Source organism: Paenibacillus sp. QJM3NY_38 (genome assembly GCF_056173265.1).
Window position 1 is genome coordinate 5,728,373 of record NZ_CM149665.1, and the last position, 13,092, is coordinate 5,741,464.

Annotated in this window: 16 protein-coding genes and 1 pseudogene; 10 read left to right on the forward strand and 7 right to left on the reverse strand. The window is 49.6% G+C overall.

The genetic code is table 11. The features are described 5' to 3' along the window. Positions 1-226: 226 nt before the first annotated feature. Positions 227-766, forward strand: a complete 540-nt coding sequence (locus AC0VZ8_RS26380; RefSeq protein WP_235612961.1) for a hypothetical protein — start codon at positions 227-229, stop codon at positions 764-766. A gap of 83 nt (positions 767-849) precedes the next feature. Here the strand turns inward: AC0VZ8_RS26380 and AC0VZ8_RS26385 are convergent, their stop codons facing one another. Beyond that, complete coding sequence (locus AC0VZ8_RS26385) at positions 850-1,230, reverse strand: DUF423 domain-containing protein (RefSeq protein ID WP_071218021.1); 381 nt, start codon at positions 1,228-1,230, stop codon at positions 850-852. Between the two features lie 211 nt (positions 1,231-1,441). On the opposite strand from AC0VZ8_RS26385, the gene AC0VZ8_RS26390 reads away from it, so the two are divergent. From AC0VZ8_RS26390 to AC0VZ8_RS26410, 5 genes are all read left to right on the forward strand, one after another. Next, the gene (locus AC0VZ8_RS26390) at positions 1,442-1,864 is read left to right on the forward strand and encodes a hypothetical protein (RefSeq protein ID WP_233355059.1); all 423 of its coding nucleotides are present in this window, start codon (positions 1,442-1,444) and stop codon (positions 1,862-1,864) included. A gap of 166 nt (positions 1,865-2,030) precedes the next feature. Then, entirely contained in the window at positions 2,031-3,191 is a 1,161-nt protein-coding gene (gene yhbH, locus AC0VZ8_RS26395) for a sporulation protein YhbH (RefSeq protein WP_113057531.1), read from the forward strand. Between the two features lie 336 nt (positions 3,192-3,527). After that, on the forward strand, positions 3,528-3,665 hold the full coding sequence (locus tag AC0VZ8_RS26400; RefSeq protein WP_201259340.1) for a hypothetical protein: 138 nt from the start codon (positions 3,528-3,530) through the stop codon (positions 3,663-3,665). Beyond that, the gene (locus AC0VZ8_RS26405) at positions 3,649-5,862 is read left to right on the forward strand and encodes an acyltransferase family protein (protein ID WP_475484957.1); all 2,214 of its coding nucleotides are present in this window, start codon (positions 3,649-3,651) and stop codon (positions 5,860-5,862) included. Before AC0VZ8_RS26400 ends, AC0VZ8_RS26405 begins: the two co-directional genes overlap by 17 nt. Before the next feature lie 167 nt (positions 5,863-6,029). Further along, positions 6,030-6,869, forward strand: coding sequence for a sulfurtransferase (locus AC0VZ8_RS26410; RefSeq protein ID WP_475484958.1), 840 nt, complete (start codon positions 6,030-6,032; stop codon positions 6,867-6,869). A gap of 86 nt (positions 6,870-6,955) precedes the next feature. On the opposite strand, the gene AC0VZ8_RS26415 is transcribed toward AC0VZ8_RS26410, so the two are convergent. Next, the gene (locus AC0VZ8_RS26415; protein WP_475484959.1) at positions 6,956-7,339 is read right to left on the reverse strand and encodes a winged helix-turn-helix transcriptional regulator; all 384 of its coding nucleotides are present in this window, start codon (positions 7,337-7,339) and stop codon (positions 6,956-6,958) included. Positions 7,340-7,480: 141 nt separating this feature from the next. Here AC0VZ8_RS26415 and AC0VZ8_RS26420 point away from each other — a divergent pair, with 141 nt between their 5' ends. Together AC0VZ8_RS26420 and AC0VZ8_RS26425 are read left to right on the forward strand one after the other, a co-directional pair. Continuing rightward, the gene (locus AC0VZ8_RS26420; protein WP_475484960.1) at positions 7,481-7,834 is read left to right on the forward strand and encodes a DoxX family protein; all 354 of its coding nucleotides are present in this window, start codon (positions 7,481-7,483) and stop codon (positions 7,832-7,834) included. 77 nt (positions 7,835-7,911) lie between these two features. Then, a pseudogene (locus AC0VZ8_RS26425) lies at positions 7,912-8,059 on the forward strand (sulfurtransferase); the annotation flags it as partial. 48 nt (positions 8,060-8,107) lie between these two features. Here AC0VZ8_RS26425 and AC0VZ8_RS26430 read toward each other — a convergent pair. After that, on the reverse strand, positions 8,108-8,353 hold the full coding sequence (locus AC0VZ8_RS26430) for a hypothetical protein (RefSeq protein ID WP_475484961.1): 246 nt from the start codon (positions 8,351-8,353) through the stop codon (positions 8,108-8,110). Between the two features lie 88 nt (positions 8,354-8,441). Here AC0VZ8_RS26430 and AC0VZ8_RS26435 point away from each other — a divergent pair, with 88 nt between their 5' ends. Beyond that, positions 8,442-8,582 carry a hypothetical protein gene (locus AC0VZ8_RS26435; protein ID WP_235612957.1) on the forward strand — a complete coding sequence of 47 codons (141 nt, stop codon included), beginning with the start codon at positions 8,442-8,444 and terminating at the stop codon, positions 8,580-8,582. 110 nt (positions 8,583-8,692) lie between these two features. Here AC0VZ8_RS26435 and AC0VZ8_RS26440 read toward each other — a convergent pair whose 3' ends face one another. Both AC0VZ8_RS26440 and AC0VZ8_RS26445 read right to left on the reverse strand, forming a co-directional pair. Next, entirely contained in the window at positions 8,693-9,016 is a 324-nt protein-coding gene (locus AC0VZ8_RS26440; RefSeq protein ID WP_475484962.1) for a hypothetical protein, read from the reverse strand. 463 nt (positions 9,017-9,479) lie between these two features. Further along, a complete protein-coding gene (locus AC0VZ8_RS26445; RefSeq protein WP_071217947.1) occupies positions 9,480-10,661 on the reverse strand; it encodes a multidrug effflux MFS transporter in 1,182 nt (393 codons plus the stop codon). Positions 10,662-10,999: 338 nt separating this feature from the next. Here AC0VZ8_RS26445 and AC0VZ8_RS26450 point away from each other — a divergent pair, with 338 nt between their 5' ends. Continuing rightward, positions 11,000-11,338 carry a VOC family protein gene (locus AC0VZ8_RS26450; RefSeq protein WP_475484963.1) on the forward strand — a complete coding sequence of 113 codons (339 nt, stop codon included), beginning with the start codon at positions 11,000-11,002 and terminating at the stop codon, positions 11,336-11,338. Positions 11,339-11,511: 173 nt separating this feature from the next. Here the strand turns inward: AC0VZ8_RS26450 and AC0VZ8_RS26455 are convergent, their stop codons facing one another. After that, positions 11,512-12,048, reverse strand: a complete 537-nt coding sequence (locus tag AC0VZ8_RS26455; RefSeq protein ID WP_475484964.1) for an SMI1/KNR4 family protein — start codon at positions 12,046-12,048, stop codon at positions 11,512-11,514. 135 nt (positions 12,049-12,183) lie between these two features. After that, positions 12,184-12,948: an SDR family oxidoreductase gene (locus tag AC0VZ8_RS26460; protein WP_475484965.1), complete on the reverse strand. Its 765-nt coding sequence runs from the start codon at positions 12,946-12,948 to the stop codon at positions 12,184-12,186. Positions 12,949-13,092 lie beyond the last annotated feature (144 nt).

The window sequence follows — 13,092 nt, forward strand, 5'->3', positions numbered from 1 at the left end:
AAACCTCCCCTCACGTCGGCTTAGAATTATGTTTATTCTTTTGGAACCGACATGGTGCGAATGTCTCTCATATTATGCATTCCAGCCCACACGTAATGGTGCGAATGACTCGTAAGTCATTAGAATAAAGATGAAATATGCATGACATTAGGACTATGAATATTCGAAAATTATGGTATATTTGATTCAGTAGAAACAATGTGAAAGCTGGTGAATAATAAAAGCTATGAACACAATTCCTGCCACCGACGATAACGGCTTTTTATTCAACGTTGATATTCTGGTCAAGAGTTCCTCCAACGCACTGGCTTTGCAATATTTGCTGGAAATGCTGAACGACAAGGCTGAAGTCGTCGATTTCCGGGTTAAGTCCGGAATGGAACTTGGAGAAATTATCAACACCTTGGTTCAAGCCAAGAAAGATTCCGTTATTAGCAAAGCCTCCGGGAAGATGGCTTCTGCCGCTTCTCAGATAGAGAAACCTGCGCCACCTGCGGCTTCCTCGCCGGAAAAAAAGATCGCTGCAAGCGCTCCTCCTGTCCAAACTCCACTCACCGGAAGTGATCCCTTTGAATGGATAAAAGTATACAGTAAGGACAATCGCCTTGTTCGCCTGACAACCAACCGCCACGGTAAGCAGACAAGTCTTCCCTGCCGAATTCTCAACTATGATGAAAGCAATTTCCTGGTCAACGTCTATCATGTCGATGAGAAACAGGTGTATACCTTCAAGCTCAATGAAATTGATGAGTTCAGCGTCAGCTGAGTCGGTATTAAGTCCACGGTATTCATCAAAAAACGGCTTCGCCGCCCCATAAGAAGGGATCGGTGAAGCCGTTTTTTTTAATATCAAGCATTTTTTCGGGACAACGCCGAAGACATCAGCATCAGCCAGCCCACGATAAAGGATACACCGCCGATCGGCGTAATCGCACCGAGCCACTTCAAGCCCGATAAACTTAACACGTAGAGACTTCCGGAAAATATGACGGTTCCCGCAATGAATAAAGTCCCTGCCCAGAACAGCTTCCGGGATTCGCCAAGAACCTTCGCCACAATCCCCGTAATCAGCACCGCAAGTCCGTGAATCATATGATAATGGACTCCGGTCTCATAAATGGCAAGTTCGTCCGGCGTAATCTTATCCTCCAGCATATGGGCGCCGAATGCCCCGATAGCGACAGATAATGCCATCAGGATCGAACCCCATGCGATGAATCTACGACTCATGCCTCTTCAACCCCTTTTTTCAGCGGACACCCGTGTCCTTATGTAATCAAATTAAGTGTAACGGATTCAAGGAAGCTTTTCCACCGGCATGTGAGACGCTTTGGACTTGATTTCAGGGCCATTTTGTGAAAGATTAATAAGGATGTCTTTTTATTGAAGACCACACGAACCCATTAGAGAATGAATTCTTATGTTAGGAGCGATTATGTACATGGATCAACAATCACCTGCCTCCCCATCCGAGGACCAAGGTTCACCTAAGCGACCCAAAACCACCTTTATTCCACCCGAGGATAGAAAAAACTCCCGCTTCGGCATCGCCTCATTCATCTTGTCGATCGTGACGCTGCTCGGGTATATTCTGCTCGGCGCGCTCGGCACCACGATGATTGAGCCATACATGACGGAGAACGGACCGCTCCTTGAGCCGACTCAGGAAACGCTGGAAGCGATGACCACGCTGGCGGCCGTGTTCATCATCGTGATGATCATCAATATCACCGGCTTGGTGCTTGGCGTTGTAGGCTGCTTATCCAAAACACGCAAGCGTGCTGTCGCCGTGATTGCCACCATCGTGAACGGCGTAGTCATCATCACCATCGGAGCTCTTTTCTTATTCGTATTAAATGCTTAAGGAGTACCACTTCAAGACACTTGCCTGATTCATCTCGGGTTAAGTGTCTTTTTCATGACAAACCCGGATTGATACTCACATATCGCTCTTTCTCCCGAATATAATGAATTACTACAGCCAAAAAGACGGCAACCGTGTCAAGGCAATACTTGGGAGGTGACTGTCCATGCAAAATGAAGACGCCCTGTCGTTTGTCGTATCCCGTGAAGACTGGTCGCTGCACCGCAAGGGCTATCAGGATCAGGTACGTCATCAGCATAAAATTCGTGAAGTCATCAAACGCAACCTGCCCGACCTTATTACCGAGGAAAACATTATTCTGTCCGACGGAAAGCAGATCATCAAAGTTCCGATCCGCAGCCTTGACGAATACCGTTTCATCTATAACTATCAAAAGCAAAAGCATGTCGGTCAGGGCGACGGTGACAGTCAGGTTGGGGACGTCCTTGGACGCGACCCTTCGTCAGCCCAGCCCGGTAAGGGAGAATCGGCCGGCGATCAGGCAGGGCAGGACATCGTGGAAACCGAGGTCAGCCTGGAAGAACTGGAGAATATGCTGTTTGAGGAACTGGAGCTCCCGCTGCTGCAGCCCAAGGATAAAGAGCAGATCGAGACAGAGTCCATCGTCTTCAACGACATCCGCAAAAAAGGCATCATGTCCAACATTGACAAGAAACGCACCATCTTGGAGAATTTGCGCCGCAATGCAAGAGACGGCAAACCCGGCATCCACGGAATCAGTCCGGACGACTTGCGTTACAAGACCTGGGACGACACCGTCATCCCGGAATCCAATGCGGTCATTATCGCCATGATGGATACGTCCGGATCCATGGGCTCCTTCGAGAAATACTGCGCGCGCAGCTTTTTCTTCTGGATGACCCGCTTCCTTCGCAAGCAGTACGAGAAAGTCGAAATCGTGTTTATCGCCCACCATACCGAGGCAAAAGAAGTGACCGAAGAAGAGTTCTTCACACGGGGTGAAAGCGGCGGAACCATATGTTCATCCGCTTATCAGAAGGCGCTTGATATCATTCATCACCGTTATCCCCCTTCCAAATACAACATTTATCCCTTCCACTTCTCCGACGGCGATAACCTCACATCCGACAATGAACGCTGCGTCAAACTCATCGGCGAACTGCTGAAGGTCAGCAATATGTTCGGTTATGGCGAGGTCAATCAATACAATCGCAGCAGCACGCTGATGTCGGCTTATAAGAATATCAAGCTGGACCAATTCATGTATCATGTCATTAAAGACAAAGGGGAAGTGTACGAGGCACTCAAAACCTTTTTTCGTAAACGGCAGGGAGCGGCGATCTGACCCATATTCTACATTAATAAAAGGGAAATCATGGATGGCGAATCATCCTGATGTTGGAGGAGGCAGGGACCTCCTCTTTCTTATGGCCTATTGCGATACAGCTAACAATTGGTTACCGAATCATGGATAACGAGATGTGTAGACTTATCCTTTCAAATGAAAAATCTGTTTTATTATTGACATCATAATGTAGCCGTAGCTTCACTTTTTTGTCACCTTCTGTTTTTCCTGGAATGATAGTATTAGCTATGACATCGTGTTGCAGGATATTACAGGATTCGATAAGCGTCTCCTTAATTTAAGATATCCTCCTATAAAGGAAAGGGAAGGTTTACCATGTTCCAAATGACACATTCACTATTCAGCACCCAGACGTTTGAGAATATGTCCTACATATTATCGCAGCGGCTGTTCCAGGGCGGCGTAAGCGCAGATCCTTCGAAAGGAGTGATCTCCCGTGCCGGCATCAGATAAGCCACATTCACGCTACATGCCCGGTCTTGATGGGCTGAGGGCCCTCGCTTTGATCGGAGTGATGGGATACCACTGGAATTTCGGTTTTGCAGGCGGTGGTTTTCTCGGAGTCAGTTTATTCTTCGTACTGTCCGGCTATCTCATTACGGATATTCTGGCATCGCAATGGCATCATCATCGCCGGATCGATCTGAAAGATTTCTGGATCCGAAGGTTCCGACGTCTCCTGCCGGCCATGCTGCTCATGCTGTTCATCCTGGTGGTGTGGGTTACGCTATTTGACCGATCTCGGCTGGCTACGCTTCGGAGTGAGGTGCTCGGTGCGGTTACATACATAAGCAACTGGCAGTTTATTTTTCAGCAGCAATCTTATTTCGAATCATTTGGCCCGCCGTCTCCACTGGGGCATTTCTGGTCGCTTGCCGTGGAAGAACAGTTCTACTTGCTGTGGCCCCTAATCATGTTAGCCGTACTCAAGCTATTCCCCCGCAGGGGACAGCTGTTCACTTTCATTGCTGCCGGAGCCGCGATTTCAGCTCTCGCCATGGCAGTGATCTATCAACCGGGAGATGATCCTAGCCGGGTCTACTATGGAACGGATACCCGGGCGTTTGGTCTGCTCATCGGAGCAGGGCTTGCTATCGTATGGCCCAGTTGGAAGCTGTCCACCCATGTTTCAAGGGCTGCCCGGCGCAGACTCAACCTAACAGGCGCAGTGGCAATGCTCATCATACTGTTCATGATGTGGCGGGTGGACCGGTACGATTCGTTCCTGTATCAAGGGGGCATGTTCCTCTTCTCTCTGGCCGCCGCCGTCCTCGTTGCGGTGTTGGCGCATCCTGCAGCTTCGATCAGCCGCTTGTTAAGCTGGAAGCCCCTGCTGTGGATTGGCGTTCGATCCTATGGCATTTACTTATGGCATTACCCGGTGATGATCCTGACCTCACCTGCATCCGGCACAGGCAATCTGAGTCTGCCTCAGGTTGCACTGCAAATCGCGGCAAGCGTTCTGCTGGCCGCCCTATCCTGGAAGTATGTTGAAGAACCGATACGCCATGGCGGACTGAAGAAAGTGTGGTTTAAAGCCCGCTCCATTCGCCGCCGTCCGGCTTCGATTTCATTAAGAGGCTGGGTCGTGTCGCTAAGCTCGCTCATTCTAATCGGTATTTTTTGCTCAGGGATGATGAGCAGCGTATCTTCTGCGAGAACGGTAGGCGATATCGCTGCCATGCTGAACCTTGATGATCCTGCCCCGGAGGAGCCGGATCAGAAACAAGGCGGCGAGTCCGGGGCGATGGAGCCACCGCAAGGACAAACGCCGCTTCCTGCAGGCACTGACGACGGGAACATCTCCCCTCCGCCTACCGATGCGAAGCAGCCTGGTGTTATTAAGAAGCCGGACCCTGCTAAAGAAACGGATGAAATGCCGCTTCCGAACGAAGCGACGCATTCTGGCGATGAAGATACAGTCGGAAACGAAGAGCCGGACCCTCCTGCTGGAACTGACGCTGACAACGAAGACAAGAACACCGACACAGGGAGCGAAGACCCGGATAAGGCTGATTCCGAAAAAACAATCCCGGATCAACCGAATGAAGATAAAGCGGGTAAACCTGGTGAGGAGAAGGCCGATAAACCGGATCAATCCAAGGACTCGGGAAGCGAAACGACAGGCGGAAAGAGCAATCAAACGCAGCCAACGAATAAGCCTCAAAATCCTCCGGTATCCCAGTCCACCGTCACGGCCATTGGGGATTCGGTCATGCTCGGGGTATCCCCTTATCTCGAGAAATCGCTGCCCGGCATTCACATCGATGCAGAGATAGGCCGCCAAATGCGTCAGGCCGATGACCTGATCCCTGCCATGAAGACCCAGAATTGGATAGATGGCGGCATTATCATCATCGGGCTGGGAACCAACGGCGCTTTCTCGAAAAAGGATCTGGATTCTCTTCTGCGTCCTCTGGATTCAGCTAAGCAAATTCTGCTTATCAACACACGGGTTCCGCGTGATTGGGAACAGAATGTGAACGGCATGCTGGCAAAAGCAGCTGCCCAGAACCCGAAAGTTACGCTGGTGGATTGGTATTCAGCCAGTAAGGATCATCCGGAATACTTCCGGTCTGACGGTGTCCATCTGGAGCCGGAAGGCGCCGAGGCTTACACATCCATGCTGCTTCAAGCTATCAAGAAATAAAGCGTTTATCCTGATTCTTGCCATTATTTTCTCATATCGTCGACCTGATCTCATCCTTCTATGAGACAGGTCGACTTTTTAGTTATATACGTAATCGGAAGCAGCAATATGATATAATTCGGTTACTTAATCTCATTATTTCTTAATAGAAGGCGGTGTCCTGGTATATGAACAATATCGTGTCAATGAAATGGCTGCTGGCGAGACTCTATGAACCGAATCTGGTCATCGTCGACTGCCGTTTTGCCCTCGGGAAACCGGAAAGCGGCCGAGCCGCTTACGAGGAATCGCATATTCCGCGTGCCGTTTACCTCGACCTGGAGAAGGACCTCTCCTCCCCTATCACCCAACATGGCGGACGCCATCCTCTACCGGACATGGATCAGCTTGCAAAGCGTCTCGGCCAGTCCGGCATTCAGAAGAGCAGCCGTGTTGTCATCTACGACGACCAGGGCGGAGCCATGGCCAGCCGTCTATGGTGGCTGCTGAAATACACCGGGCATGAACAGGCTTATGTGTTGGGTGAAGGCTTTACGGCTTGGAAGAACGCTTCGTATCCGGTAACGGATGAACAGCCGATCGTCATTCCGGTACCCTATGACATCAACCTTAAGCCCGATAAACTCGTCCTCGTAGATGAGGTGCGCGCGGCTTCGCAGCATGGTAACAAAACCCTCATCGATTCACGCGAACCGCGCAGATATGCCGGAGCCGAGGAACCGTTGGACGCCAAAGCCGGACATATTCCGGGTGCGGTGAACTACTTCTGGAAGGGCGTCCTGGACGACTCCGGACATTGGAAGGATGCAGGCGCGCTTCGCAAGCATTTTTCCGACATTCCGCAGGATGCCGAGATTATCGTATACTGCGGCTCCGGCGTCACCGCTTGTCCGAACGTGCTTGCCCTGGAGGAAGCCGGTTATGGCAATGTGAAGCTGTATGCGGGCAGCTGGAGCGATTGGATCAGCTATGAGGAGAATCCGGTAGCTACAGGGGAAGAGGGTTAAGCGTTCGTTTTTATTTGTATACTTAAAAAAAGGAAACGCCCGCGATCTTTGCGGGCTTTTTTAGCGTGCCCTTAATACTGAAACGTTTACCGCAAGGAATCGATTTTCCGAAGGTCGGACGGTTTTGCCTCTGCTTCGTCTTCTTCGCCGTACAGCTTCTGCATATGCTGCACATGCCCGGCCCCCCAGTCGCTCATTGTCTGGAGCACGGGCTTCATGAGCTGTCCGTACTCTGTAATCGAGTATTCGACCTTTGGCGGAATTTGCGCATACACTTCGCGATGCACAATATCGTGATATTCCAGTTCTTTCAACTGCTGGGCCAGCATCTTTTTCGAAATATCCGGAATGGCTTTTTGTAATTCACTGAACCGCATTGTACCGTTGCTCAGCAGGCGTAGAAGAATCAATGATTTCCATTTGCCCGTGAGGATTTCCAGCGCGGTTCCGAATTTGCAATACACCGTCATTCTTATTCCTCACTTTCTGATCATGCCAAGGGTTTACTTTTGGTTACCTGGTTAGGTTTAAGTGCCTACTTCCTGATTGGGCTTACTCACTTTAGTATAGAGGCAGATATCGAAATCGAACAAGTGAGGGGAAAAGAAAAGATGAATGTGACGTTATGGATCGTACAAATCATATTGGCGGCAGGCTTCGTATATTCGGGATGGATGAAAACCGTTCGTATCGAATCGTCAAAAAAAACATGGTCCTGGGTAAAGGATGTACCGAAAACTCTAGTTGTTCTGATCGGAATCGTAGAACTACTCGGAGCGCTGGGCCTTGTTTTGCCGTGGGCGCTGAACATAGCTCCGGTGCTTACGCCGATCGCCGCGATGGCTTTGGCTGCGGTCGCACTGCTCGGGATGATGTTTCATATTTGGCGAAAAGAGTACCGGGAGATCGGCGTGAATATCTTTTTTGTTGTTCTGGCGTTGATCGTGGCAATTGGAAGACTATAAAGGAACCGAAGGACCGATCTGATGCTCGCGGCCTGGCTGCATTGGATTGGACATAGAACGTGGCACTCATGGTCTAATGTGGCTCCGGCGTCTTTCGCCTGCCCAAACGTGATTGCACTGTAGGAAGCTGGATATACCAACGTGAAGCTATATTTCGGAAGATGGAGCGATTGGATCTCATTTGACGAGAACCGGGTGGCGAGCGGAGAGGAATACAAAGATTGAAATCGCAAAAAGCCCGCTACCATAGCGGGCTTTCCATTATTTTGTTGATCACCTGCATTCCTTAATCAAAATTTCCGACAGATGCTCAAGAGCCATCGAGCGTATCCGCTTCTTCTCAGGGATATTCTCATAGAGAAGATACTCTTTGCCTACTTCCGCCATTCGCTTGCGGAGTTCTGCAATTCGGCCTTTGCCGGTATCGATAAACCGGAAGTCTATCTGGCGCAGGCACTCCATTCTTGTTAAGCCATCGAATACTTCTGCCTTGATCCTTGTAGGAATCTCCTTCAGCATTAGAACCTCCAACCGGTCCGCGGTCCACAGGTTGTCCATCACCTGCAGGGATTTCATGTAATCCAGTTCGAGCTGCCGAAGATTTTATATGAGAGAAATCGCACAGGCGCTCGACTTTCGGCAGCGACAAATGGAGGAAGGCCAAGTGATCCAATGCCGCCAGGGCATCGAAATTCGTCAGGTTTCGGACGGAGGACAGTCTCAGCATGTTTATAGTCGAGTCAGGTAAATTAATGACTAATCGGTAAAGTATAGTAATTAAATGCTTGATCCAACAAGGCACTAGCCTCTTGACGTTTCAAAAGTTCTTTTGAACGGAAGTTCATGGAGCCATCAGATTTAACCTTGGTATCCGGGTCCATGATCCCCTTGAGAAATAAGCGCTTTGATGGCTTCAACTGCCCAGGCATCCGTTGTGCCACTCAGTTTAACCTTCGTTCCAGGCTCTACCTGCTTCAGGTTTTGGATCATCACCGCCGCCATTTGTCTAGTGATCGGAGAATTAGGCTGATAATTAGGCAGTCCGGCTTTCATCTGCTTCTTATTGAGTTCAATCATGTAAGGCTGTTTATGCCACCCATGGGCGCGAAGCAGCACTTCTGAGAATTCGCCTTGAGTCATCGTTCCTTTTGGATCAAAGATATGGGAAGACTTCCCGTTCATGACTTTCAAAGCCTGGTGCATTAGTCGTGGACATTGTTGCGGCAGCTGTCCGGCTGCTAGGTGGGATAATAGCGGTCGTTCCCATAGCGGATAATAACAGAACCGCGATGGTGCGAATCTTTTTATTCATACAGGGTCTCTCCTCAAAATGTATTTGCCTTATAACAACTGGCTGAACCGAGTATGGCAAATGGCTTGTCATATCAACAAGTGTCATTTCGTCACCCACAATGCCAAGTCACTTCAAAATGTCATATGACAATTAGGCACCAGGATTTATGCCCATAAAAAATGGCATCAAACCATGGATAAATATTCCACTCCTGCGGGGCATCTTTTATCGGTAGGCGTACCACCGCCGCTCTATTAATCCAGTGGAACAAGAAGAAGCTGCCCCTCCTGCTAGGAAGGGGACAGCTTCTTTTCAATCCTATATGAAACTTGAACAAGATACCGGACTATCTTAGCGTATATCCAGCAACTTCTTGCTCACGCAAACCATGACAACCCCAAGCCCAAGAAAATACAAGGGCATTGTGATTAACGAGCCATTGTGAAGAAGGCTCATGCCGCTGGTAATCAGGCTGACGACAATGTAATAACCCAATCCGAAGATCGCTCCTGCCGTTCCGAGCACATCTCCATATTGGTTCAACGCCAGACTAAGGCAATTCGGAATCGCCATTCCGATACCGAGCAGAAGAATAAAAATGCACGCTACCATCAACACCATATGCATTAGGGTGGCGTTAATTCCGCTAACAGCAAGAACGGTATGGGAAAGGGCCCCCAGCATCGTAATGATCGTGCCAATCACGATAATGCGCTCAGCCTGGAGCCTGGTCAGCAGTTTCTTCGACAGCATCGCACCCAGGATGGATGACATCGCAACAAAGATACCGAAGAAACCGAATCCGCCGGGACTCATCTGAAAAAAATCAATAAAAATAAACGGGGCCTCCGCATAGTAACTGAACAATATGCCGTTGGTGGCTCCAATGAGAAAACCGAACCCCCATATTCTGCGGTCAGTGACCAGACGCTTGGCTACGGAGAGAGTATTAATCTTCAAGGTAGCCTTTACTCTGGTTTCAGGCAGAGAAGCCCAGGTATACGCCAGAATGGCGGCACTCATTAAAACCAGCGTCAAGAACACCGCTCGGAAGCCAAGAGATTGATCCACCCAGCCGCCAATGAGCGGCCCAATAGCAGGCGTAAACGCAAGCGCAGCCGATATCTGGGCAAACACCGCATGACGCTTCGCTCCATCGATGCTCTCACGTAAGATGGTTTGGGTGACAACCGAACCGGTGCTGGCACCAAAGGCCTGAATGAATCGGCACACCAATAACCATTCGGCCGAACCGGACAGATAGCAGCCCAAGCTGCCTATTCCATAAACCAGGATGCCCCACAGCATAGCAGGGCGACGTCCGATGGAATCCGAAAGCCTTCCCCAGCAAAACACGCCGAAGGCAAAGCCCAGAAAGTAAATGCTGAGCGTCAGTTGGATTGCATTATTGCTTGCTCCCAATTGATGGGCAATATCCGGTAATGATGGTGTATATATCGTTTCACTAATTTGCGGGAAACCCACAAGGACAATCAATAGCCATATGGATGGATTTGAGATTTTTCTTTGCACAGCTAACATCCCCCTTATCATTTCAAAAAATCTCTAGTTGGCTGGCAAAGAAACTACGGGATCGGGGGTTTGCATTTGGTTAGTCTAGTAAATGAAAGCATGAAAATTCACCTTTTTTTCTGAATAAGGGGGGATATCTACCGATTATTATAGCAGAATCACTGTCAAAATACGTTTCCCTATTCTTGCTTGTACGAAGTCTTATCTGAAACATTCAACTTATGTGACGGGTTTTGTCACCCGTTCCGGGCCTAAACCGGCGTAAGCCCTCCACTTGCATTCATGTGCTACGCTTGAATCAAGAATCACTTATTCTCCGGAAAGGAAGTGTGTACGCTATGATACTGAACCATCTTAACCTCACCGTCACCGATGTAACCGCGGCAAAGGAATTTTTGCAAACCTATTTCGGACTCAAAATTGGAGGCGAGCGTGGCCAGTCGTTTGCAGCACTGTTTGACGATCAGGGGATGGTGCTGACCTTAATGCGGGGTACCGAGGTCAACTATCCCAAGACGTTTCATATCGGCTTTATACAGGAAAGCGAAGCAAAGGTAGATGAGATCCATCAGCGTCTAAGCGATGACGGCTTTGATGTCACAGCGCCTCAAAGAGCGCACGGATGGACCTTCTACGTTAAAGCTCCGGGCGGTTTTACTGTCGAAGTACTGGCCTAATGACATAGTTACATGGTACGTGAACGACTGCTGAGCGCAAAATAGAAGAGCCCGCACATTACGCGCGGGCCCTTCTCCTTCAAGATATGCTAACCCTGCCAATAAGAGTAATCCTACGCTTCCTCCTTCCCCCAATTGGACCCTGGGTTTCCCTGCTTGCATTCCTATCCTTCTCAATACAGCTCCCACTTCTCCGTGCATAACGCCGGCAAAGAATTCGCAACCTGTTCGCACTCCTCATAACCCAAGCTGCCTGAATGCGCGAACAGAATCGGGTATTCACCGTTTGTCGGCTCTTCCCTCATATCGAACATATAATGATTTCCGCTTCCATCCATGGCAAACGATACCGCGTTCGGCATATACTCCGGCAGCTCGTAAGCCAGGTTCATCTCCCTCAGATCATCCGTGCCAAAGAACTGAAAAAGACGTTCTCCCTGTTGAAACTCTCCACCGTTGGAGTACTTCAACAAGTCCAAATAGCTAGCGGGAAAACTTCGCTGAGGCAGCTTCCAACCTGCAGGATCGAGCGGCGTATATTGGTCGTAAAAGGGAGACGTTTTGTGAAAAGGATTCACTTGTCTTCCCTTGATGTCCTCCATTTCTGCCGCAGACAGCTCCGCATTCCACTCCTTAACAAAACGGGCCATTTGTTCTTCGGTGGCACCCACGCGTTTGTCGTACGCCTGCTCAAAATCGATATTCCACATCCTTGGCCTTCCTCCATCCTGGTACTTCCTGCCTTGTAACTTCTTCAAACATTATAGAGGAAATACCGGAAAAAGGAATCATGCCGCCGGAATGAGGCTCTTTCCATGTTCATGGATTTGCGGCTAAGACCGAGGTCACAGATGGGAACCTCCACTGGCATCGATGCATTGACCGGTGATCCAGCGGCTGTCCGGAGATGCCAGAAACGCAGCTATGTCCGCGATATCCCCAGGCTCACCCCATCTTCCGAAGATCGAATAACCGGCTCCGAATTGGAATGAGGCCGGGTCCTGAAGCATGGCAGCATTCATGTCGGTAGCAACGAATCCGGGCTGGATCGCATTGATCGTAATTCCGCGGGAACCCAGCTGGCTCGACAGAGAGAGGGTCAGCGCATTAATGGCACCCTTCGTCATCGTATACGCCGGAATATTGGGCAAGGAAATTCGCGTTACTGCAGAAGATAAATTGATAATGCGCCCATCGTCCCGAAGACGTGGTAGAGCCTGCTGAATCATGAAGAATGGCGACTTCACGTTCATTCGCATCACTTCATCAAAGCTCTCCTCCGTGGTCTCCTCGATGGTTTCCACTAAGCCGATCCCTGCGTTGTTAACCAGAATATCAAAATACGTATTACCTGTTCGTGCTTTCAATGTCTCATCCAGCGCCGCGTACAGAGCACTTATTCCATCCGAGGAGGCGAGATCTGCCCCTACCAAGAAAGCTTCTCCGCCAGCCCGTGTTATCTCGCTGACGACCTCTTCCGCCGCCTCATGGTTCTTGCCATAATGAACGGCTACCAACGCTCCTTCCTTCGCCAATCGTATCGCGATGGCACGTCCGATGCCTCGGCTGGAGCCCGTAACCATAGCAACTTTCCCATTCAATGTATTCATGTTCTCATCATCCCCTCTTCTTCTTTCACTTTTAGTTTTATCACAGACCCCATTTCGAAATGTTGCGCTCCTATTCTCGCCTTCCTCTCGATAAACCCCATAAAAAATGCCCCGCCTGCAAGGGGAGGCTACAACGCAGGCATT

What these genes read in the sequence shown, in the direction of transcription:
- AC0VZ8_RS26390 (WP_233355059.1), top strand. Translation starts at nt 1,442, where the DNA reads ATGGATCAACAATCACCTGCCTCCCCATCCGAGGACCAAGGTTCACCT.
- AC0VZ8_RS26385 (WP_071218021.1), bottom strand. Translation starts at nt 1,230, where the DNA reads ATGAGTCGTAGATTCATCGCATGGGGTTCGATCCTGATGGCATTATCT.
- AC0VZ8_RS26415 (WP_475484959.1), bottom strand. Translation starts at nt 7,339, where the DNA reads ATGACGGTGTATTGCAAATTCGGAACCGCGCTGGAAATCCTCACGGGC.
- yhbH (WP_113057531.1), top strand. Translation starts at nt 2,031, where the DNA reads ATGCAAAATGAAGACGCCCTGTCGTTTGTCGTATCCCGTGAAGACTGG.
- AC0VZ8_RS26455 (WP_475484964.1), bottom strand. Translation starts at nt 12,048, where the DNA reads ATGTGGAATATCGATTTTGAGCAGGCGTACGACAAACGCGTGGGTGCC.
- AC0VZ8_RS26400 (WP_201259340.1), top strand. Translation starts at nt 3,528, where the DNA reads ATGTTCCAAATGACACATTCACTATTCAGCACCCAGACGTTTGAGAAT.
- AC0VZ8_RS26440 (WP_475484962.1), bottom strand. Translation starts at nt 9,016, where the DNA reads ATGAACGGGAAGTCTTCCCATATCTTTGATCCAAAAGGAACGATGACT.
- AC0VZ8_RS26450 (WP_475484963.1), top strand. Translation starts at nt 11,000, where the DNA reads ATGATACTGAACCATCTTAACCTCACCGTCACCGATGTAACCGCGGCA.
- AC0VZ8_RS26430 (WP_475484961.1), bottom strand. Translation starts at nt 8,353, where the DNA reads ATGCTGAAGGAGATTCCTACAAGGATCAAGGCAGAAGTATTCGATGGC.
- AC0VZ8_RS26410 (WP_475484958.1), top strand. Translation starts at nt 6,030, where the DNA reads ATGAACAATATCGTGTCAATGAAATGGCTGCTGGCGAGACTCTATGAA.
- AC0VZ8_RS26460 (WP_475484965.1), bottom strand. Translation starts at nt 12,948, where the DNA reads ATGAATACATTGAATGGGAAAGTTGCTATGGTTACGGGCTCCAGCCGA.
- AC0VZ8_RS26435 (WP_235612957.1), top strand. Translation starts at nt 8,442, where the DNA reads ATGAGAGAAATCGCACAGGCGCTCGACTTTCGGCAGCGACAAATGGAG.
- AC0VZ8_RS26380 (WP_235612961.1), top strand. Translation starts at nt 227, where the DNA reads ATGAACACAATTCCTGCCACCGACGATAACGGCTTTTTATTCAACGTT.
- AC0VZ8_RS26420 (WP_475484960.1), top strand. Translation starts at nt 7,481, where the DNA reads ATGAATGTGACGTTATGGATCGTACAAATCATATTGGCGGCAGGCTTC.